This window comes from Amycolatopsis sp. NBC_01286, from assembly GCF_035982555.1.
In the GTDB taxonomy this organism is placed as follows: domain Bacteria; phylum Actinomycetota; class Actinomycetes; order Mycobacteriales; family Pseudonocardiaceae; genus Amycolatopsis.
Window position 1 is genome coordinate 7,684,158 of the sequence record NZ_CP108428.1, and the last position, 20,281, is coordinate 7,704,438.

24 protein-coding genes are annotated in these 20,281 nt (G+C 71.4%); 6 read left to right on the forward strand and 18 right to left on the reverse strand.

Annotation, left to right across the window (positions count from 1 at the left end):
• Nucleotides 1-103: 103 nt before the first annotated feature.
• Complete coding sequence (locus OG570_RS35715; protein WP_247051767.1) at nt 104-586, reverse strand: MarR family winged helix-turn-helix transcriptional regulator; 483 nt, start codon at nt 584-586, stop codon at nt 104-106.
• Between the two features lie 224 nt (nt 587-810).
• On the opposite strand from OG570_RS35715, the gene OG570_RS35720 reads away from it, so the two are divergent.
• Entirely contained in the window at nt 811-3,099 is a 2,289-nt protein-coding gene (locus OG570_RS35720) for an excinuclease ABC subunit UvrA (RefSeq protein WP_326953309.1), read from the forward strand.
• A gap of 55 nt (nt 3,100-3,154) precedes the next feature.
• Nucleotides 3,155-4,330 (forward strand): LLM class flavin-dependent oxidoreductase, encoded by a 1,176-nt coding sequence (locus OG570_RS35725; protein ID WP_326949596.1) that lies wholly within the window; start codon nt 3,155-3,157, stop codon nt 4,328-4,330.
• 4 nt (nt 4,331-4,334) lie between these two features.
• On the opposite strand, the gene OG570_RS35730 is transcribed toward OG570_RS35725, so the two are convergent.
• Together OG570_RS35730 and OG570_RS35735 are read right to left on the reverse strand one after the other, a co-directional pair.
• Nucleotides 4,335-5,522: an RNA polymerase sigma factor gene (locus OG570_RS35730; protein WP_326953310.1), complete on the reverse strand. Its 1,188-nt coding sequence runs from the start codon at nt 5,520-5,522 to the stop codon at nt 4,335-4,337.
• Nucleotides 5,519-5,863: a YciI family protein gene (locus tag OG570_RS35735; protein ID WP_326953311.1), complete on the reverse strand. Its 345-nt coding sequence runs from the start codon at nt 5,861-5,863 to the stop codon at nt 5,519-5,521. Before OG570_RS35735 ends, OG570_RS35730 begins: the two co-directional genes overlap by 4 nt.
• A 70-nt stretch (nt 5,864-5,933) precedes the next feature.
• Here OG570_RS35735 and OG570_RS35740 point away from each other — a divergent pair, with 70 nt between their 5' ends.
• On the forward strand, nt 5,934-6,980 hold the full coding sequence (locus tag OG570_RS35740; RefSeq protein WP_247051762.1) for a site-specific integrase: 1,047 nt from the start codon (nt 5,934-5,936) through the stop codon (nt 6,978-6,980).
• 1 nt (nt 6,981) lies between these two features.
• Here the strand turns inward: OG570_RS35740 and OG570_RS35745 are convergent, their stop codons facing one another.
• Nucleotides 6,982-7,146, reverse strand: a complete 165-nt coding sequence (locus tag OG570_RS35745; RefSeq protein ID WP_326949593.1) for a hypothetical protein — start codon at nt 7,144-7,146, stop codon at nt 6,982-6,984.
• Nucleotides 7,147-7,171: 25 nt separating this feature from the next.
• Here OG570_RS35745 and OG570_RS35750 point away from each other — a divergent pair, with 25 nt between their 5' ends.
• A complete protein-coding gene (locus tag OG570_RS35750; RefSeq protein ID WP_326953312.1) occupies nt 7,172-7,681 on the forward strand; it encodes a CGNR zinc finger domain-containing protein in 510 nt (169 codons plus the stop codon).
• Here OG570_RS35750 and OG570_RS35755 read toward each other — a convergent pair.
• On the reverse strand, nt 7,678-8,100 hold the full coding sequence (locus OG570_RS35755) for a class I SAM-dependent methyltransferase (protein WP_326953313.1): 423 nt from the start codon (nt 8,098-8,100) through the stop codon (nt 7,678-7,680). The two genes, OG570_RS35750 and OG570_RS35755, sit on opposite strands and share 4 nt — an antisense overlap.
• 170 nt (nt 8,101-8,270) lie before the next feature.
• Here OG570_RS35755 and OG570_RS35760 point away from each other — a divergent pair, with 170 nt between their 5' ends.
• Nucleotides 8,271-9,047 carry an SGNH/GDSL hydrolase family protein gene (locus tag OG570_RS35760; RefSeq protein ID WP_326953314.1) on the forward strand — a complete coding sequence of 259 codons (777 nt, stop codon included), beginning with the start codon at nt 8,271-8,273 and terminating at the stop codon, nt 9,045-9,047.
• Here OG570_RS35760 and OG570_RS35765 read toward each other — a convergent pair.
• From OG570_RS35765 to OG570_RS35790, 6 genes are all read right to left on the reverse strand, one after another.
• The gene (locus OG570_RS35765) at nt 9,027-9,641 is read right to left on the reverse strand and encodes a TetR/AcrR family transcriptional regulator (RefSeq protein ID WP_326953315.1); all 615 of its coding nucleotides are present in this window, start codon (nt 9,639-9,641) and stop codon (nt 9,027-9,029) included. The two genes, OG570_RS35760 and OG570_RS35765, sit on opposite strands and share 21 nt — an antisense overlap.
• Nucleotides 9,622-10,098: an SRPBCC family protein gene (locus tag OG570_RS35770; RefSeq protein WP_326949590.1), complete on the reverse strand. Its 477-nt coding sequence runs from the start codon at nt 10,096-10,098 to the stop codon at nt 9,622-9,624. Before OG570_RS35770 ends, OG570_RS35765 begins: the two co-directional genes overlap by 20 nt.
• Nucleotides 10,095-10,415 carry a metalloregulator ArsR/SmtB family transcription factor gene (locus OG570_RS35775; RefSeq protein WP_326953316.1) on the reverse strand — a complete coding sequence of 107 codons (321 nt, stop codon included), beginning with the start codon at nt 10,413-10,415 and terminating at the stop codon, nt 10,095-10,097. The genes OG570_RS35770 and OG570_RS35775 overlap by 4 nt, the downstream gene beginning before the upstream one ends.
• A gap of 26 nt (nt 10,416-10,441) precedes the next feature.
• Entirely contained in the window at nt 10,442-11,971 is a 1,530-nt protein-coding gene (locus OG570_RS35780) for an FAD-dependent monooxygenase (protein ID WP_326953317.1), read from the reverse strand.
• Between the two features lie 81 nt (nt 11,972-12,052).
• Nucleotides 12,053-12,673, reverse strand: a complete 621-nt coding sequence (locus OG570_RS35785) for an acyl-CoA-like ligand-binding transcription factor (protein WP_326953318.1) — start codon at nt 12,671-12,673, stop codon at nt 12,053-12,055.
• A 54-nt stretch (nt 12,674-12,727) separates the two neighbouring features.
• The gene (locus OG570_RS35790) at nt 12,728-13,048 is read right to left on the reverse strand and encodes a hypothetical protein (protein WP_326949587.1); all 321 of its coding nucleotides are present in this window, start codon (nt 13,046-13,048) and stop codon (nt 12,728-12,730) included.
• Nucleotides 13,049-13,203: 155 nt separating this feature from the next.
• Between OG570_RS35790 and OG570_RS35795 the strand changes: the two genes are divergently transcribed.
• A complete protein-coding gene (locus OG570_RS35795) occupies nt 13,204-14,550 on the forward strand; it encodes an MFS transporter (protein WP_326949586.1) in 1,347 nt (448 codons plus the stop codon).
• 63 nt (nt 14,551-14,613) lie between these two features.
• On the opposite strand, the gene OG570_RS35800 is transcribed toward OG570_RS35795, so the two are convergent.
• The 7 genes from OG570_RS35800 to OG570_RS35830 all read right to left on the reverse strand — a co-directional run bounded on the left by OG570_RS35800 (nt 14,614) and on the right by OG570_RS35830 (nt 20,230).
• Complete coding sequence (locus tag OG570_RS35800) at nt 14,614-15,981, reverse strand: SPFH domain-containing protein (RefSeq protein ID WP_326951536.1); 1,368 nt, start codon at nt 15,979-15,981, stop codon at nt 14,614-14,616.
• Nucleotides 15,982-16,069: 88 nt separating this feature from the next.
• Nucleotides 16,070-16,543, reverse strand: a complete 474-nt coding sequence (locus tag OG570_RS35805) for an SPFH domain-containing protein (protein ID WP_326953319.1) — start codon at nt 16,541-16,543, stop codon at nt 16,070-16,072.
• Nucleotides 16,544-16,554: 11 nt separating this feature from the next.
• Nucleotides 16,555-16,989 carry an NfeD family protein gene (locus OG570_RS35810; RefSeq protein WP_247051749.1) on the reverse strand — a complete coding sequence of 145 codons (435 nt, stop codon included), beginning with the start codon at nt 16,987-16,989 and terminating at the stop codon, nt 16,555-16,557.
• Between the two features lie 84 nt (nt 16,990-17,073).
• Nucleotides 17,074-17,898: a DUF3097 domain-containing protein gene (locus OG570_RS35815; protein WP_326953320.1), complete on the reverse strand. Its 825-nt coding sequence runs from the start codon at nt 17,896-17,898 to the stop codon at nt 17,074-17,076.
• 51 nt (nt 17,899-17,949) lie between these two features.
• Entirely contained in the window at nt 17,950-18,837 is an 888-nt protein-coding gene (locus OG570_RS35820; RefSeq protein WP_326953321.1) for an aminoglycoside phosphotransferase family protein, read from the reverse strand.
• Nucleotides 18,837-19,652 (reverse strand): SCO1664 family protein, encoded by an 816-nt coding sequence (locus OG570_RS35825; protein ID WP_326953322.1) that lies wholly within the window; start codon nt 19,650-19,652, stop codon nt 18,837-18,839. Before OG570_RS35825 ends, OG570_RS35820 begins: the two co-directional genes overlap by 1 nt.
• Nucleotides 19,653-19,654: 2 nt before the next feature.
• Nucleotides 19,655-20,230, reverse strand: a complete 576-nt coding sequence (locus OG570_RS35830; protein ID WP_326949580.1) for a DUF3090 domain-containing protein — start codon at nt 20,228-20,230, stop codon at nt 19,655-19,657.
• Nucleotides 20,231-20,281: the final 51 nt, after the last annotated feature.

Here is a 20,281-nt window from a genome sequence, read left to right on the forward strand (position 1 = left end):
CGTGCACGCGGGGTGACGTCGGCGCGAGCGCGTTTGAGCCGGTCACGGCCGGGGAAACCGTAACGGGACGTGAGCGTCTGGGGGCCAGGCGTGACCGCGCGGATCAGACGTCGCGAAGCGGGAAAGGCTGGGGTGTGGAGTGCAGTGCGTCGGCGACCTTCTGGCAGAGCTCGGCGAAGAGCTGCGCTTCGCCCGATGTGAGCGCCACGCCGGCGACCTTGGCCGTCTCGCGGCGGCCCTGAGCGGCCCGCATGAGGAACTCTTCGCCCTCGGCGGTCAGCGAGGTCGTCTGCTCGCGCCGGTCGGTGCCGCGGGAGGCCTGCTCGATCAGGAACTGGTCCTTGAGCACGCGCAGCACCTTGGACGTGCTCTGGCGCGAGATGCCCAGGGACTCGCCGATCGCCGACGGCGTCAGCGGGCCGTGGATCCGCAGGGTTTCGAGCACGTCGTACTGCGACCAGGTGATCTTCTCCGGCGTCGCGCGCGTACGCCGCGCCACCAGCACGCATTGCATGTACGACAACGCGTTCTCGAGTTCGCCGGGCGGGCCCGGCGGAGCGGTCGGGGAACCGTGGAACTTGGTCATAACCCACCTCCGCTTTCGAGGGAAAGCGCACCGCAATCGGAAAGCCCGAGGATATCATCTTCCGTTCGCGCACAGGCCATACGGCGCTCGCGATACACCTGCCGCCGGTCCGTCACCCGGCCGTGACGGACTCGGGATGGTAAAGTGATTGCCCGAAGGCAATCAATCGTCCGATCGACCACCGGGTCGCGTGGCTTCGGCCCCGGGACGAGGAGGCGCAGGTCATGGCGAACCGGCAGACCCGCCGCACCGGCGGCCACATCGTGCTCGAAGGTGCGTGTGAGAACAACCTGAAGAACGTCTCGCTCTGCATCCCCAAGGGCGAGATCACCGTGTTCACCGGCGTATCGGGCTCGGGGAAATCGTCGATCGTGTTCGACACGATCGCGGTCGAGTCCCAGCGCCAGCTCAGCGAGACCTTCAGCTGGTTCATCCGCAACCGGCTGCCCAAGCACGAACGCCCGCGCGCGGAACGGATGTCGAACCTGTCGACGGCGATCGTGGTGGACCAGAAGCCGATCGGCGGCAACGCCCGCTCCACGGTCGGCACGATGAGCGAGATCCACGCGATGCTGCGTGTGCTGTTCTCCCGCTACGGGAAGCCGAGCGCGGGGTCGTCGAACCTGTACTCGTTCAACGACCCGCAGGGCATGTGCGAGGAGTGCCAGGGCCTGGGCAAGACCACCAAGCTGGACCTGGACCTGCTGATCGACCGCGACAAGACGCTCAACGAGGGCGCGCTGGACTCCCCGCTGTTCGCGATCGGCACCTACATGTGGCAGCTCTACGCGCAGTCCGGACTGTTCGATCCGGACAAACCGCTGAAGAAGTTCACGAAGAAGGAATGGGAGCTGCTGCTGCACGGCGGTGGCTTCCGGGTGGACCGCTCGGGCAAACGGCAGAACTACTCGAACGAGTACGAAGGTGTCGTCGTCAAGCTCGACCGCCGGTACCTCAAGAACGGCCTCGACACGCTCAAGGAGCGTGACCGCCGCGAGGTGGAGAAGATCGTCGCGGCCGGCCCGTGCGCCGTCTGCAAGGGCGGCCGGCTGAACCAGGCCGCGCTGGCGTCGAAGATCAACGGCAAGAACATCGCCGACCACTGCGCGCTGGAGGTCAGCGAGCTGATCGCCGAGCTGAAGGCGATCGACGTCCCGGCGGCGAAGTCGGTGCTCGCGGGCGCGCTCGCGGCACTGGAACGCGTCGAGTCGATCGGGCTGGGTTACCTCAGCCTCGACCGGGAGACCTCGACGCTCTCGGGCGGTGAGGGCCAGCGGCTCAAGACGGTCAAGCACCTGGGCAGCAGCCTCACCGACCTCACCTACGTCTTCGACGAGCCGAGCGTCGGGCTGCACCCCCGCGACGTGCACCGGCTCAACGAGCTGCTGTGCGCGCTGCGGGACAAGGGCAACACGGTGCTGGTCGTCGAGCACGACCGCGACGTCATCGACATCGCCGACCACGTCGTCGACATGGGCCCCGGCGCCGGCACGCACGGCGGTGAGGTCGTGTTCGAGGGCACAGTCAAGCAGCTGCGCCGCTCCTCGACGCTCACCGGCAAGTGCCTGACGCACATCCCGGGGCTCAAGGAGGGCTTCCGCGAGCCGACCGGGCAGCTGCCGATCGAGAAGGCCGACCTGCACAACCTGCACGACGTGTCGGTCGACGTCCCCACCGGCGTCCTCACCGTGGTGACCGGCGTGGCGGGCTCGGGCAAGAGCACGCTGATCTCGGGCTCGTTCCGCCGGCAGCACCCGGACGCGGTGATGATCGACCAGTCGGCCATCGGGGTTTCGACGCGGTCGACGCCGGCGACCTACCTCGACGTCATGGACGTGATCCGCAAGCTGTTCGCCGAGGCCAACAACGCGCAGCCGGGGCTGTTCAGCTTCAACTCCGAGGGCGGCTGCCCGGAGTGCAAGGGCCGCGGGGTCATCGAGACCGACCTGGCCTACATGGACCCGGTGACGACCGTCTGCGAAGCGTGCGACGGTCGCCGCTACCGCCCCGAGGTGCTGGACAAGACGTTGCGGGGCAAGAACATCGTCGACGTGCTCGCGCTGACCGTCGAGGAAGCCCTCGGCTACTTCACCGAAGAGCCGATCACGAAGAAGCTGGAACTGCTGACCGAGGTCGGGCTGTCGTACCTGACGCTGGGCCAGCCGCTCTCGACGTTGTCCGGCGGTGAACGGCAGCGGGTCAAGCTCGCGCACCGGCTGCGCGAGACCGGCAACGTCTACCTGTTCGACGAACCGACCACCGGCCTGCACATGGCCGACATCGGGCACCTGCTGGACCTGCTCGACCGCTTGGTGGACGGCGGCAACACGGTCGTGGTGATCGAGCACGACCTCGACGTCGTCAAGCACGCGGACTGGGTGATCGACCTGGGCCCGGAGGCCGGCCGCCACGGTGGCCGCGTGCTGTTCGAAGGCACACCGGAGAAGCTCTTGAAGGACAAGAAGTCCTACACCGCCGAATACCTGCGCGCGGATCTCGAACACGCCAAGTGATTTCGGCGTTTCCCGTTGACCTGAAAGAAGAACGACTATCCGATAGGAGATGCGCATGTCCCGTGGCACCACGAAGGACCGCCTCCCCGACGGGCAGCTGCGATTCGGCTTCATGTGGCTCAGCTCGCCGACCCCCACCGCGACGTCCAAGGCGGTCGCCGACCGCAACCCGGACGCCCTCGACCCCGCCACGCAGATGGACCTGGCCCGCCGGGTCGAGGACATCGGCATGGACTACGTCTTCTTCGCCGACGGCTACATCACCCACGGCGAGAACAGCGCACGCATCGGGCACGCGCAGCCGCACATCTCGGCGCCGATCTACGCACCCGTCGTGATGGCCGCGACGCAGCACATCGGCGTCGTCACCACCATGCACACCCGCTACCTCTCCCCCGGCGTCATCGCCCGCCTCGGCGCCAACCTGGACGCGCTCAGCGGCGGCCGCTGGGGCTGGAACATCGTGCCCGGCTGGAAGACGCCGGAGGCCGAGCTCCTCGGCGCGCCCACCGACACCGACCACGACCTGCGCTACAAGATCACCACCGAAGCCGTCGAAGCGGTCAAGACGCTGTGGGCCGCGCGCGGTGAGCACGTCGAGTTCCACGGCGAGTACCACGACCTGCGCGGCAGCCTGATCGGCCCGCACATCGAGCAGCAGCCGTGGCCGTGCCTGTTCAACGCCGGCGTCTCGGCGGCCGGGCAGGAGCTGATCGCGGGCACCTGCGACTTCGCGTTCACCCCGCTGCCCGACGACTACTCGAAGGTCCGCAAGACCGTCGACTCGCTCGCCGAGCGCACCGAGGCGGCCGGGCGGTCGCCGCTGGACGTCAACATGGCCGGCGCGGTCGGCGTGCTGCTCGGCCGGACCGACGCCGAGGCGCAGGAGAAGTTCGAGTGGGTCCGCGACTCGCTCGACATGGGCGCCGCCCGCGACATCGCGACGGAACTGATGGGCGGCAGCGAGACCTACCAGGAGAACTACGAGGGCGAGTTCGACGACATCGCCCGCACGATCGGTCTCGCGTGCGGCAGCAAGGTGCTGGTCGGCTCGCCGGAGACGGTCGCCGAGCAGTTGCTGGACCTGCACCACGAGACCGGCGTCCGCGGGTTCATGTTCCTGCCGGTGATGTACGACGCCGAGCAGATCCGGCTGATGGGCGAGGTCTTCCCGTACCTGCAGAAGGCGAACGTCTGGACGCCGCCGGCCGAACGCGGCTGGAGCTGGTGACACGCTAGCCGCACACGGCGAGTTTCCGTTCCAGCAACGTTCTTTCAGCGGCGTTGTGAGTCAGCTCGATCGCCGTCGTGTACGCCGTGACCGCGTCCTGCCGGCGCCCGAGGCGCTCGAGCAGGTCCGCGCGGATCGCGTGGTAGAGCGGGAATCCGCCGAGGTCGAGGTCTTCGACCAGGACGAGCCCGGCGGCGGGCCCCTCGACCTCGGCGACGGCGATCGCCCGGTTCAGCGCCACCACCGGGGTCGGGGTGAGCACGAGGAGCTGGTCGTAGAGCTGCTTGACCTGCGCCCAGTCGGTGGGGGCGTCGCTGTGGACGGCGTTGATCGCCGCCTGGATCTGGTACGGGCCCGGCTGGTTCCGCCGCAAGCAGCGGCGGACGATCTCCTGGCCCTCGGCGATCAGGCCCGCGTCCCACCGGGCGCGGTCCTGATCGGCCAGGAGGACGAGGTCGCCGTCGGCGGTGGTGCGGGCGCCGCGCCGGGAGTCGACGATCAGCATCAGCGCGAGCAGGCCCCAGACCTCGGGTTCGTCCGGCAGCAGGCCGGTGAGGACCCGGGTGAGGCGGATCGCCTCACGGCACAGGTCTTCGCGGACCAGGTCGGCGCCGGCGCTGGCGGTGTAGCCCTCGGTGAAGATCAGGTAAAGCACGGCCAGCACCGCCGCCAGCCGGTCGGGCAGGTCGGTGTCCTGGGGGACGCGGTACGGGATGCCGGCGTCTCGGATCTTGTTCTTCGCGCGGACGATGCGCTGGGCCATCGTGGCCTCGCCGACCAGGAACGCGCTCGCGATCTCGGCGGTGGTCAGGCCGCCGAGCAGCCGCAGGGTGAGCGCGACCTGGGCGGTGGGGGCCAGCGCGGGGTGGCAGCAGGTGAAGATCAGCCGGAGCCGGTCGTCGGGCACGGCGCCCTCCTCGACGGACTCGGTCTCGGCATGCAGCAGCGCGGCCTGGGCGTGTTTGTCTTCGCGCGCGGACTCGCGGCGCAGCCGGTCGACGGCCCGGTTGCGGGCGGTGGTGATGATCCAGCCGGCCGGGCTGGGCGGCTGCCCGGACTCCGGCCACCGCCGGACGGCCTCGGCGAACGCGTCCTGGACGGCTTCCTCGGCGATGTCGATGTTCCCGAAGACCCGCACCAGCACGGACACCGCTCGCCCGTACTCGGCGGCGAAGACGCGTTCGACGCTCATGTGCCGTCGGCGAAGGGCCGCACCTCGACCGGCAGCGGCGCGACGGCGTCGGCGAGCCGGCGGCCCCACGCCAGGGCGGCGTCGAGGTCGGGCGCGGTGATGATGGTGAACCCGCCGAGGTGTTCGCGGCCTTCGGCGAAGGGCCCGTCGGTGCGAAGTGGCTCCCCGGCCCGCACCACGGTGGCGCTCGACGGCGGGTGCAGTCCCCCGGCGAACACCCAGGCCCCGGCGGTCTTGAGGTCGGCGTTGAGCGCGTCGAGCTTCCCGGTGACCCCGGCGAGCACGTCCGGCGGCGGGGTCGGGCCGTCGGGCTGGTAGATGCTGAGCAGGTAGTGCGTCACGGCAGGATCATGGCACGACGACCCGCGCGGGCTCCGGTCCGCGGAGATCGACATCCCGTAACCTCGGCGGGTGCCTGGCGACCTGGAACCGGTGACCGACGCGGCCCTGGCCGCCGCGAGCCCGGAAGACCGGCTCGCGCTGCTGGACGAGGCCGCCACGCGGCACGTCGACGGGCAACGGCCGCCCAACACGCTCAAGGCCTACGCGCAGGACTGGCAGGTGTGGCAGGACTACACCGCCGAGACCGGGATCCCGCCGCTGTCGGCGTCGATCGGCGCGCTGACCGGGTTCGTCGTGTGGCTCGAACGCGGACGCACGCTGCGCCCGGACGAACGTGTCGTGCCCGAGGTGCCGGAGCGGGCCGCCCCGGCGGCGCCGTCGACGATCGAACGGCGGCTCACCGGCGCGCTCGCCGGGCTGCGGCACCACAAGGTCGTCATCGACACCGAGGCGAGCCGGGCGGCCTGGCGCGCGTTGAAGGGCTACCGGCAGCGGCTCGCGCGCGAAGGCGTCAAGCTCGGCCGCGGCAAGGCCACCATGGTCACCCTCCCCGACCTGCGGGCGATGTCGCGGGCCTGCCCGGACACCCTCGCCGGCGCGCGCGACCGGGCGATGCTGCTGATCGGGTTCCCGATCGCCGCGCGGTGCTCGGATCTGGCGAACCTGCTGGTCACCGACGTCGAGCCGGTCGACGACCGGGGCCTGGCGATCACCGTGCGGCACGGCAAGAGCACCGGTGACATGGTCGTGCCGCGGCGGGAGAGCCCGGACACCGATCCGGTCCGGGCGTGGCACGCGTGGCGCTCGGGCGCCGGGATCGGCGACGGGCCCGCGTTCCGCCGGGTCGACCGGCACGGCAACGTCGGCGTGCCGGCGCTGAGCACGACCGGCGTCAACCAGATCCTCACCCGGGCCGGTGTCCGCGCCGGGCTGCCGTACCCGGTGACCGGGCACTCCCTGCGGTCCGGGTTCGCCACGGAGGCCCGCCGGGCCGGGGCCGACGACCTCGCGATCGCCGACCAGGGCCGGTGGGTGCGCGGCAGCCGCGCGCTGTACGAGTACATCCGCCGGGTCGACCAGTGGGACGACAACGCGGCGGGCGTGCTCGACCTCTGACTCACCGGGTCAGCTGCCCTCTCGTCGCGCCGACGACTTCGCCGTCGAGGCGCGCGAGCCAGCTGCCGCAGACGCAGCGCACGTACTCGAGCCGGTGGGAAACGGGCTGGGCCGCGGGCAGTTCGGCGAGCGGCCAGCCGCAGCGGGGGCAGCGGGTGGTGTCCATGATTCGATCGTGCTGTAATGACTCAGTGCACTTCAACCCTTACGGCGGACCGGCCGCACAAGTCGCCGCCGGCCTGGTCAACGCGAGTTCGGCGAGCGAGCTGTTCGACGCGATGGCCGGCAACGGCATGTCCATCGCCGCGCTGACCGGCGACGAGGCCGCGCGCATCGGCGCCTGGGCGGCCCGGCTGCGGCCGGTGTTCGCCGCGACGCCGGCCGAGCGCGTCGACCTCGTCAACGCGCTGCTCACGGAGTCGGCGTGCCGGCCGTACATCACCAGCCACGACGGCAAGCCGCCCCACCTGCACTACTCCGAGGAGGACGCCGGCCCGGTCGGCCGCGTCCGCGCCTACACCTCCGGCGGCTTGGCCCACCTGGTCTGCGAAGCGCCGGACCGGCTCGGCATCTGCGGCCGCGACGGCTGCGAAACGGCGTACGTCGACACCTCGCGCAACGGCCGCCGCCGCTTCTGCTCGACCCGCTGCGCGACCCGCGTCCACGTCGCCGACCACCGCGCCCGGCAGCTCACGGCCTAGTTCCGCGCCCGCCAGGCGAGCACCATCAGGCTGGGTTCGCCGCCCTCGGCGAACCGCTCGAACGTCAGGCCCGCGCCGAGCACCGCGTGCAGCAGCTCGGGCAGCGACAGGTGTGCGGCGCGGACCTTGTCGCGCAGCCCCTGGTCGGTCCACGACGTCGTCGTCCAGCCGGCCTCCCGGTAGCCGGGCCGGATCACGACGGCGCGTTCGTCGGAGCGGTCGGCGAACCCGCCACAGAAGCACGGGTGCACGCCGACGTGCACGAACACGACACCGGGCGCCAGGACGCGGGCGACCTCGCGCAGCACCGCCGGGTAGGCGGGCATGTCGGTGTGCACCATGACGGCCACGACGGCGGGCAGCGACCCGTCGGCGAACGGCGGCGTCACCGCGCGCGATCGGGAGCGTGCAGGCGCCACCGCGCGCCACCGGCAGCCGGTCCGCCGCGTACCGCAGCATGCCTTCGGAGACGTCGAGGCCGAGCGGGGTCCGGCCGAGCGACCGGTCCATGCGGGAGCGGAGTCAGGGATTCCGCGAAGGGCGGAACCGGGTCTCCGGGTGATCGGCGTCGCTGCCTAGACTGGATCTCATGAGCAAGCGCTTAGTAGCACTGGGGGACTCGTTCACCGAAGGCGTCGGAGACGACGATCCGGCCGCTCCCAACGGTGTGCGCGGCTGGGCCGATCGCACCGCCGAGGAGCTCGCGGCCCACGAGCCGGGCTTCCGGTACGCCAACCTCGCCATCCGCGGCAAGCTGATGGGGCAGGTGCTCGCCGAGCAGCTCGAGCCGGCCCTGGCCATGGCGCCCGACGTCGTAACGCTCTACGCGGGCGGCAACGACCTGATGCGGCCCAAGGTCGACATCGACGCGCTGATGGACGCCTACGAGACCGCCGTCGCCCGGATTCGCGCGACCGGGGCCCGGCTGGTGCTGTTCACCGGGGTCGACGGCGTCGAGGACCCGCTGTTCCGCACGATCCGCGGCCGGGTCGCGATCTACAACGAGCACGTCCGCGGTATCGCGGCCCGCCACGACGCGCTGCTGGTGGACATGTGGGGCATGCGGCAGCTGCGCGACCGGCGGCGCTGGGCGCCGGATCGCTTGCACCTCAACGCTTTCGGCCACACCGAGGTCGCCATCGCGGTGCTGGACGCCCTCGGCGTGACGCACCCGCTCACCGCGGCCGTGCTGGGCCCGCGTGAGGTGCTCAGCCCCACCGAGCGCCGCAGCCGGAACCTTCGGTGGGCCCAAGAGCACGCCGTGCCGTGGGTGCGGCGCCGGCTGCGCGGTGAGTCGTCCGGGGACACGATGACCGCGAAGCGGCCCACGCTGGAGCCGATCGGCTCAGCCGCGCTCCCCCGCTGACGCGCGGGGGCGGAGGCCGTCGAAGAGGATCGCCACGGCCCGGTCGCGCAGGCGCGCGTCCGGGCCGGCGTACTCGGCGGCCCGCGCGGTGCCGATGATCACCGTGATCAGCTCGCCGACGACGAGGTCGTCGCGGACCGCGCCGACACCCTGTGCCCGCGAGAGCAGCACGCCGAGCGACTCGATCAGCCGCGCGCCGATGTCGGACTCCGTCTTCGGCACGGTGACGCCGGCCGCGGTGAGCGCCTCGAAGTAGGCGTTCTTGGCGCTCGACATCTCGATCCAGCTGGTCAGGAACGCGAAGAACGCGCCACCCGGGTCGCCGGACTCCGCCTCGACGACGGATTCGGCCTCGTCGACGAACCGCTGCAACCGCGCGTAGAGCACCGCTTCGAGGAGGGCTTCCTTCGTCGGGAAGTGCCGGAAGACGGTGCCGATGCCGACCCCCGCGGCGCGCGCGACCTCTTCGGTGGGTGCCCCGGTGCCCTTGGTGGCGAAGACGCTCTCGGCGGCTTCCAGCACGCGGGCCCGGTTGCGCCGGGCGTCGGCTCGCAGCGGCTTCGACTCGGTGGGATCAGCGGCGGCGGGGGTCACCACCCGATGGTAGCTGGGCCTCGTCGGTCAGCGTGTCCAGCAGCCGGGCCAGGGCCCGCGGCACGTGGGAGCGCCAGCCGCCGCCCATGATCCGCCGGGACATCCGCTGGAACTCGTCGTCGGGGTCGAACCCCTCGTGGCTGAGGAAGAGCCGGGTGCCGGTGCCTTCGGGTTCGAGGCGCCAGGTGACCGTCCACTGCGGACCCCAGCGGATGCTGAGCTTGCGCTCGGGCTCGACTTCGAGCACCTCGCAGGCCACCGGCCCGCCGGCGAACCCGGCCGCGGGCACCGGCTCGGCCAGCAGCTGGAACCGGTGCCCCACCACGGGTTTGATGTCGTTGGGCATGCTGATCCAGCGTTCGAGCAGGTCCGGTTCGGTGAGCGCGCGCCACACCTTGCGGGCCGGGTGGGCCAGGAACTGGTCGACGTGGATCGCGGTCGGGTCGTCGTCGGTCACAGGTCCTCTTCCCGGTCGAGCAGGTCACGCAGGTTGGCGAGTTTGCCGCGCCAGAAGCGTTCGTACGGGGTGAGCCAGTCCGCGACCTCTTCGAGCGGGGCCGCTTCCAGCCGGTAGACGCGGTTGCGGCCGTGGCGCTGTTCGTCGACCAGTCCGGCCTCCCGGAGCACCCGCAGGTGTTCCGAGAGGCTGGGCCGGGCCATCTCGAACCGCTCGGCGATCGCGCCCGCGGCCATCGGGCCGTCGAGCAGCAGCCGCAGCACCTCCCGCCGGGCGGGGCTGGCCAGTGCGGCGAAGACGTCGTCGTTGACCGGCATGCGCCCGACAATACGTAGGAGATATCCTACATGTCAACCGGGCTGCCGAACCACCGCTCCAAAGCCGCCCGAAGGGCCTTCCGATCGGTGTCGTCGGGATCCGTCGCGCTCGTCGCCCAGGCGACGTACCCGTCGGGCCGGATCAGCATCGCGGTCGCCTCCTGGCCGGCCTTCCCGGTGACGACGTCGACGCGGCCGGCCCAGCCGGTCACCTCGTCACCGAGCGAGGCCGGCGGGGTCAGGTCGAGCAGCAGCGGCCGGGCCGTCCTGGTCAGCTCGGCGAGGCGGATCCCGTTGGCCAGCACCAGATCCGGGGCCCAGCGGCCGTCGAGCGGGTGGGCGGTGCCCGGCTCGTAGCGGATGTCGGCGCCGGACATCAGGTCCGCGATGTGCTGCACGGTGCTCGGCTGCCGCAGCAGCTCGCCGAACAGCTCCCGCAGCGCCGTGACGTCACTGCCCGGCGCGATCAGCGCCGACTGGGCCTGGGAGTGCATGACGACCCGCTCCGCGACCGGGCGGCGTTCGGCCTCGTAGGTGTCGAGCAGCCCGGCCGGCGCCCGGCCGCCGATCTCGGCGGCGAGCTTCCAGCCGAGGTTGACCGCGTCCTGCAGACCGAGGTTGAGGCCGGGCCCGCCGATCGCGGAGTGGACGTGCGCCGCGTCGCCGACCAGCAGTACACGACCGGCGCGGAACCGGTCGGCGAGCCGGGTGTTGCGGCCCTTCAGCCGGCGCAGCAGGTGCGGGCCGTCGCCGTCGGGCGGGCCGATCGGCAGGTCGAAGCCGAGAACCCGGTGGACGCTCGCGCGCACCTCGTCGAGGGTCACCGGGCGGTCCTCGTCGTCCTCGGCGTCGTCGCCCCACTCGATGGCGGTGACGCCCGTGCCCGCGGCCAGCGGCGCGTAGACGAAGAGCCCGTGTTCGGTGCGGTAGTGGAACAGCGGCGGGATCACGCCGTGACCCGGCACGCGCAGGCCACCGGTCGCGGCGTCGATCAGGTCGGCGGGCACGGTGGCGCTCGCGCTGTAGGAGATCGTGCGATCGTCGGTGACGCCGGGGAACCCGATCCCGGCGAGCTTGCGGGTGACGCTCTTGCCGCCGTCCGCGCCGACGACGTACCGCGCGGTCAGCGCGTAGGGCCCGTCCGGGCCGGCGATCTCGACGGTGACCTGCTCGTCGTCCTGCGTCAGGCCGGTCAAGGCGTGGCCTCGGCGGATCTCGACGCCGAGTTCGGCCGCGCGCTCACCGAGTGCTGCTTCGATCCGCCGCTGCGGGACGGGGAGGATGTTCAGCGGGTTGGGTTCGGTGAGGGTGAGGTCGAGCCGCAGGGCGCCGAACACGAAGGCGGGCACGGGCGGGCCGATCGGGCCGGCCAGCCGCTCGTGCAGGCCGCGGCGGTCGAGCAGGCGCACGACCTGGCCGACGAGCCCGTTCGCGCGGGGCGTCGGGCTCGGTTCGGGCAGCGCCTCGAGGACGATCGGGTGGACTCCGGCCAGGGCCAGCTCGCAGGCGAGCATGAGGCCGTTCGGTCCGGCTCCGGCGATGACGACGTCTTCCATGGCGGAACTCCTTGTGCTGGAGCGGAAAAGGGCATGACGAACTCGCCCGGCGGGTGCCGGGCGCCCCAGTGGTGCGATAGGTCAGCGCGGTTCGGGCAGGCCGGCGGCGAGCCGGCCGAACACGTCCCGCAGCAGGGCTTCCATCGACGGCGGCGGGTCGGTACCGAGCCACTGCTGGATCACGACGTGGTGCGCGGCCCCGACCACGGCCGCCACCAGCTGCGGGTAGACGTCCGTGGCGGCGTCGGTGCCGGTGCGTTCGGCGACGGCGAGGGCGAACTCGGCCTCCCCCGCGGTCACCGCCTTGTGCATCTCGCCCTGCAGCGCGGGCTCGGCGACCATCAGCCGGACGCCCTCGATCCACGCCTGGTCCGGCGCGCGCCCCTGCCCTTGCTCGCCGAGCGCGAACCCGGTCAGCACGGCGTGGGTGACGGCCTCCCAGAGCGGCTCCCCGGCCGGCCGCTCGCGCAGCGCGGCCGCGATGGCCCGCGACCGGTCGTACTGCCGGGCCGCGATGGCCTCGCCCTTGCTGCCGAAGTAGTTGCTGAAGGTCCGGGTGGACACTCCGGCCGCGGCGGCGATGTCCTCGACCCGGACGTTGTCCAGCCCCCGTTCGACGGTGAGCCGGATGGCCGCCCAGCTCAGCGCGACGCGCGTCTCCTGCTTCTTGCGCTCACGGAGGCCGCCGGTGTCGAGGTCCATGACTCCAAGGTACAGAAACTTGCCGAATCTGCAAACCTGCCGATTCGGCAAGTTTCAGCCGCGCTCCCGGCCCGGCAGCGGCACCCCACCGAGGAACGCCTCGTACGGACCGGCTGCGTCAGCGTCGACCGCCGGCGAGCCGGGGCCGTAGCGACCGTCGGTCCGATCGCGCTTCGGCCCGGACAGCCAGAACTCTTCGCCGCTGTCGACGTCGACGAAGTTGGCGGAGGACAGGCCCCACCAGCGCCGCAGGGTGCGGCCGTGGACGTAGGCCGTCTGCCAGGTCTTGGAGAACCGGACCCACGCAATCCACGACGGGCCGCGATCGGTGTCGTAACCCGTCTTGAGCTGGAGGTACATGACCCGGCGCGCCATGAGGTGACGGTAACCGGCGCGGCATCGACCCCGCGCGAGGTTTCGCGCGCGCCGGGAGTCCTTCACGGCTTGAACAACTTCTCCGTCATCGATCGCCGAATTCGTCGAGGACCGTCACACTGTTGTGTGACGTCAGTCACCGGAGGTGTTGATAGATGGTCCTCGGAGACAATGGAATCACTCACAAGGTGGAGCCGGACAGCAAGTCAGGGCGGGTGCAAGTACGGCGTGCGGCGCTGGCGAGCTCGATCGGCACGACCATCGAGTGGTACGACTTCTTCCTCTACAACACCGCGGCCGCCCTGGTTTTCCCGCACCTGTTCTTCCCCGCGTCGAGCGCCTACGCCGGGGCGATGCAGTCGTTCGCGACCTACGCGGTCGGCTTCGCGGCCCGCCCGGTCGGGGCCGCGATCTTCGGGCACTGGGGTGACCGGATCGGGCGCAAGACGACGCTGATCGTCACGTTGCTGCTGATGGGCATCTCTTCCGGCGTGGTCGGGCTGCTGCCCGGGACGGCGGCGATCGGGTTCGCGGCACCCCTGATCCTGGTGCTGCTGCGGCTGGTCCAGGGCATCGCGATCGGCGGCGAGTGGAGCGGCTCGGTGCTGCTCGCGATGGAGTGGGGCGACCAGAAGAAACGCGGGCTGCTCGGCAGTTTCGCGCAGATCGGCGTGCCGGTCGGGCTGGTGCTCGGCACCGGCGGCATGACGCTGCTCTCGGCGACGCTCTCCCCCGCGTCCTTCGACTCCTGGGGCTGGCGGCTGCCGTTCCTGGCCAGCCTGATCCTGGTCGCGATCGGCCTGGTGATCCGGCTGAAGATCCTCGAGACGCCGATGTTCGCCAAGCTCATCGAGAAGGGCGAGACCGCGAAGACGCCGGTGCTCGACGCGATCCGCCAGCACTGGCGCGAGATCCTGCTCTCGTCCGGGGTGCGCTTCAGCGAGCAGATGCCGTTCTACCTGTTCACCAGCTACGTGCTGATCTACGTCGTGGCGCGCCACGACTTCAGCAAGACGTTCGTGCTCAACGCGGTGCTCGTCGGCGCCGCGCTGGAGCTGCTGATGATCCCGTTGTTCTCGCAGCTGTCCGACCGCTACGGCCGCAAGAAGGTCTACCTGACCGGGGTGGTGCTCACCGGGCTGATCGCGTTCCCCTACTTCGCGATCCTGACCAGCGGCGGGCACGCTCTGGTGTTCGTGATCGTCGTCGTGTCGTTCATCCCGCACGCCCTGCAGTACGGCCCGCAGGCCGCACTCATCGGCGAGAGCTTCCCGACGCACCTGCGTTACGGCGGCGCGGGCCTGGGCTACCAGCTGGCGTCGGTGTTCGCGGGCGGGCCGGCGCCGCTTCTGGCGACGTGGCTGCTGCACCAGACCGGGACGCCGTACTCGATCTCGGGTTACATCGTGCTGTCGGCGATCGTCTCGGTGGTGTGCGTGATCTGGCTGAAGGACCGTTCACACGCCGACATCGACGACGCGAGCGTCTACCGCCGGGCCTGAAACGCCGCGAAGGCCTCCTTACCGGCCATAAGAGCCGGTAAGGAGGCCTTCACGGACCAAGCGTCAGCGGCGCGGGCCACCGAACGGGGGCTGCTGCGGGAACGGCCCGCTGCCCGGGTTCTGCTGCTGGCCACCGAACTGCCCCGGCGGCGGGGTCTGCGGCGGCGGGCCCTGGTAGGACCCACCCTGCGGCGGACCGGAGTGCTGCTGGGACTGCAGGGGCGACTGCGGCTGGGGCAGGCCGGCCGGCGGCGTCGACGCCTGCTTCGGCGGTGCGGGCGCGGGGGTGACCTCGGTGCCGCGGTCCTCGTCGGCCTCGGGTTCCGGTGCGGGAGCCTGCTGCTGTTGCGGACGCGGGATCTGCGGCCGCGCGGGCGGCGCGCTGCTCGGCACCCCGAGCGCCGGGACCTCCTGGCGCGCCACGGCTTCCGCGGCCGCGACGGCTTCGGCGACCTTCGGGTCGCTCTTCGTCTCGAACCAGTCGGCGACCTCTTCGTCCTCGAGCTCGGGCTTGGCCGGGACGTCGTCGTCCTTCGCCGGCTCGTAGCGGAAGACGCCGTCGTCGCCCGGAGCGCCGAGTGCGCGGGCGAAGCCTTCGAGAGCCTTGCCGTAGTCGCTCGGGATCATCCAGACCTTGTTCGCGTCGCCCTGCGCCATCTGCGGGAGCGTCTGCAGGTACTGGTAGGCCAGCACCTCCGGCGTCGGGCGGCCGGCCTTGATCGCGGCGAACACCTTCTCGATCGCCTTCGCCTGGCCCTGCGCCTGCAGGTACCGCGCGGCGCGTTCACCCTGCGCCCGCAGGATGCGCGACTGCCGCTCGGCCTCGGCGGCGAGGATGGTCGCCTGGCGGGCACCTTCGGCCGAGAGGATCTGGCTCTGCTTCTGGCCCTCCGCGGTCTTGATCGCGGACTCCCGCTGACCTTCCGCGGTGAGGATCATGGCGCGCTTCTCACGGTCGGCGCGCATCTGCTTCTCCATCGAGTCCTGGATGGAGGGCGGCGGGTCGATCGCCTTGAGCTCGACGCGGCCGACGCGGATGCCCCAGCGGCCGGTCGCCTCGTCGAGCACGCCGCGCAGCTGGGTGTTGATCGAGTCGCGCGAGGTCAGCGTCTGCTCGAGGCTCATGCCGCCGACCACGTTGCGGAGCGTGGTGGTGGTGAGCTGCTCGACACCGACGATGTAGTTCGAGATCTCGTAGACCGCGGCACGCGAGTCGGTGACCTGGAAGTACACGACGGTGTCGATCGACACCGTCAGGTTGTCCTCGGTGATGACGGGCTGCGGCGGGAACGAGACGACCTGCTCGCGCAGGTCGATCCGGGCCCGTACCTTGTCCAGGAACGGAACCAGGAAGGTGAGGCCCGGTGACGCCACTGTGCGGAACCGGCCCAGCCGCTCGATCACGGCCGACTGCGCCTGCGGCACGACCATGATCGCCTTGGCCACCACGATGATCACGAACAGGACCACCGCGATGACGGCTATGAGCGCTGCTGTCCCCAAGAGACCTTCTCCTTACCTAGTACCATTCTTGCGCGGTTGATGGCGTTCCGGGCGCCGCGGGCGGACGCACCGTGAGCTCGAGCTCCTTGGTGGTGATCCCCCAGCGTCCCGTGGTGTCGTGCAGGACCGTCCACACTGTACGGTGCAGGTCCTCCGGTGCGGCGACGGCACGCTCGGCGGTCGTCAGGCCGGTCTCCTGCCGCAGTGCGGTCAGGGTCAGCTGTTCGATCGCGATGGCCGGGTTGCCGATTTCGTAGGTGGCCAGCCGCGGGTCCGTGACGGCGAAAGTGACCTCGAACCCGACGAGGACCTCGTGCCCGTCACCCGCTTCGACGGCCCGCGGCGGACAGGACAGGATCTGGTCGCCGAGGTCGACGCGGGCCCGGACGCTGTCGGCGAACGGGGTCACGAAGTGCCGGCCGGGGCCGAGCACGGTGCGGAACCGCCCGAGGCGCTCGATCACCGCGGCCCGGCCTTCGGGCACGCGCACCAGGCCGAGGCTCACAGCTCGGCCGACACGACGGCGGTGGCCCCGGCGATTTCGACCACGGTGACCGCGGTCCCGGGGGCGATCGGCTCGTGCTGTTCGGAAATGCTGCGCGCGGACCAGACGTCCCCGGCGAGTTTCACCTGCCCCGCTTCGAAATCCACTGTGGACACCACGACGGCGCGGGCGCCGATGAGCGCGTCGATGCCGGTGCGATGGCCGGTGCCGGCGAAGAACCGGCGTTTCAGCGCGGGCCGGACCAGCACGAGCATCCCGACCGAGGTCACGGCGAACACGACGGCGTCGATCAGCAGGTTCCCGGTGAGCACGTCGGAGCCCGCACCGAACAACGCGGCGACGCCGAGCATGATCAGCACGAAGTCGCCGGAGAGGACTTCCGCGATCATCAGGGCGATGCCGACGATCAACCAGACCACTGCCCATGCCATGGCTTCATGCTCTCAGATCGTGCCGGTTCGCACCGGCGGAGTGACGGGACGTGACCTACGCGTGACCTTGGACAAATCAGACATTCAGCCTTCTTTAGCCGGCTCCGTCGTCGGCTCCGTGACGAAGTCGATGAGCCGCTCCACGGCCCCGATGAGCGGGGTCTCGAGGTCGCGGAAACTGCTCACCCCGCTCAGGACACGTTGCCAGCCTTCGAAAGGTTGCCCCCAGCCGAGCGCGTCGCAGATCCCCTGCTTCCACTCGGTGCCGCGCGGGATCTTCGGCCACGCCCTGATCCCGACCGCTTCGGGCCGCACGGCCTCCCAGACGTCGATGTAGGGATGGCCGGTGACCAGCACGTTCTCGTCGCGGACGCCCGCGACGAGCCGGGACTCCTTGCTGCCGGGCACGAGGTGGTCGACCAGCACGCCGAGCCGCCGGCCGGGGCCGGTGCCGAACTCGGCGATCCGGTCGGAGAGCACGTCGACGCCGTCGAGCGGTTCCACGACGACGCCTTCGACGCGCAGGTCGTGGCCCCAGACGCGTTCGACCAGCTCGGCGTCGTGCTTGCCCTCGACCCAGATCCGCGAGTCGCGGGCGACGCGCGCCTGCAGGCCCTGGACCTTGACCGAACCGGACGCCGACACCTGCTTGACCGGCGTCTGCACCGTCTTGACCGGCACGAGCGTCACCGGCTTGCCCTCCAGCAGGAACCCGGCGGGCTCGAGCGGGAACACGCGGTGGCGGCCCTTGCCGTCTTCGAGCACGACGTTGCCGTACTCGATCTTGATCACGGCACCGCAGAACCCGCTGGCCGGGTCTTCGACGACCAGGCCGGGCTCGGCGGGGACTTCCGGCACCTTCTTGCGGCGCCGGCCGGCGAGCACGTCGTCATAGGAGTGGGAGCGCACGACCAGCGAAGGTAGTGGCCGGAGTGACCCCGGTGGGTGACGCCACGCCGGTCAGCGCGCCATCTGCAGCAGGGCGTCGGTGAACGGCGTGCGCTCGCCGCGGCGCAGCGGGCCGTGCGCGAGCAGCGGCGCCAGCGCGACGCACCAGGCGTGGACGCGCTCGGCGTCGAGGTGCGGCACGTGCGGCGCGAGCAGGGTGATGCCGTCGTCGATCGTGCCGCCCGCCGCCATCGGCAGGAAGGCCCAGTCGACGGCGTCCATGGCCGGGTCGCCGACGCTGGGGCGCGGGTCGATGGCGACCACGCCGCGGCCGGGGCCGGCGTCGAGGACGTTGCCGGGGTGCAGGTCGCCGTGCACGACCGCGACCGGGCCGCCGGTGGCGGCCAGGGCGAGCGCCCGGTTCCGGGCCCTGGCCAGCAGGTCGCGGGTCAGGTGGGGCTCGGCCGCGGACCCGGGGACGGTGCGGTCGGTGATGTCGTACATGAACGTCACCCGGTCGGTCAGCGACGGGAGGCCGGCCGGGGGTGCGACGCTGTGCAGCTGGGTGAGCAGGTCGCCGATCTCGGCCCACGGGACGTCCCGGCCACGCAGCTCGGTGCCGGGGACCAGGCCTTCGAGCAGGATGGCGCCGGCGTCGGGATCGGTGTCGAGGACCTGCACGGCGCGGGGGCAGCCGGTCCACGCGCGCAGCCCCGCGGCCTCGAGCCGGGCGATCTCGGGGTCCGGGGTCAGCTTCAGGACCTGCAGCTCACCGCCGGGGCCGGTGCACAGCAGCGTGCGGCCGGTGTTGCCGGGCCGGGCGTCGCGCACCTCCAGCCCCCAGCGGGCGCTCAGCCGGGCCACCAGGTCCGGGAGGGCGTCGCACCACGGGCCGGCCACGTCCGCGCCGAAGCGGGTCACGAGCCGGGCGCGCGCGGCGGCGTCGAGGACCGCCGTCATCAGAACAAGGGCCAGGGAACCGCGCGCCAGTCGTCGCCGGGCTCGGGGAAGATGCCTTCCGCGAGCAGCAGGTCGGTGCGCTCGGCCAGGGCCCGGATCTCGAACCTGGTGATGTGCTCGGCCAGCTGCTCGCCGAGCTTCCCGTCGATCTCCGAGCGCAGCTTCCGCAGCTTCTCGACGGTGTCCGGCGGCACCGGCTCGCCGATCCAGCCCCAGAGCACGGTCCGCAGCTTGGGGTCGGTGTGCAGGCAGATGCCGTGGTCGACGCCGTAGACGCGGCCGTCGACGCCGGGCAGCAGGTGCCCGCCCTTGCGGTCGGTGTTGTTGACGACGATGTCGAGCACGGCGAGGTCGCGCAGGCCGGGGTGGTCGGCGTGGGCCAGCACCGCGGGCTCGCCGAACCGGTCGTGGGCGTGCAGCACGACCCGCCAGCCGTCGGGCAGCTCCTCGGGGGCGCGGACCTCGACCAGGTCGTCCTCGGTCGTCTCGATCCACAGCTGGACCATGCCGGGGCCGAACGGGCCGTCGCGCAGCACGGTCGGCGGGATCCCGCCGATGCCGCTGGCCTCGGCGATGATCGCGGTGGCGAACTCGCGGCCGGCGAGCGTGCCGTCGGGGAAGTCCCACAGCGGCTTCTCCCCCGACACCGGCTTGTACACGACGGTGCCGGTGACGCCGTCGAGCTCGATGGCGCAGAACAGCGTGACGTTGGAGGCGTCGACGAGCCGGCCCTCGACGTCGATGCGGCCGTGCGTGACGAGCTCACGCGACGCCGGGTCGGCCGGGTCCGGCTGTGCCACCGGCGTGTCGGCCATGGTCAGTCTTCGCCGGCGTCGGTGTCGCGCCGGTAGCCGTTCTGCCGGGGGCAGATGTGCCCGGCCGGGTCGAGCGGCTCGGCGCACAGCGGACACGGCTTGCGGCCGGCGTTGACGACGCGGTCGGCGCGCTCGGCGAAGGCCCGCGCGGCGGCCGGGGTGAGGAAGACGCGGACGGCGTCCGGGCCCTCTTCGGTGTCGTCCAGCACGACCGTTTCGTCGACTTCGCCCTCGGTGATGGCGAGCAGCTCGATGACGACGGCGCTGCTGTCGGCGTCCCAGCCGAGGCCCATGGTGCCGACGCGGAACTCCTCCTCGACCGGCACCGTGAGCGGCTCGAGGTCGACGAGGTCGTCGGGCGCGTCGTCGGGCACGTCGGCACCGAAGCGGCTCGCCACCTCCTCGAGCAGCGAGCCGAGGCGTTCCGCGAGGACGACGACCTGCTGTTTTTCGATGGAGACGCTGATCGTCCGCACTTCCTCCGAGGCCTGGAGGTAGAAGGTGCGGTCGCCGGGCTCGCCGACGGTGCCGGCGACGAAGCGATCCGGCTGGCGGAAGACGTGGATTACGCGAGACATAGCACCAACGACCCTAGGCCACCGGCGCATGATCGGCATCCGCCGCCCCTC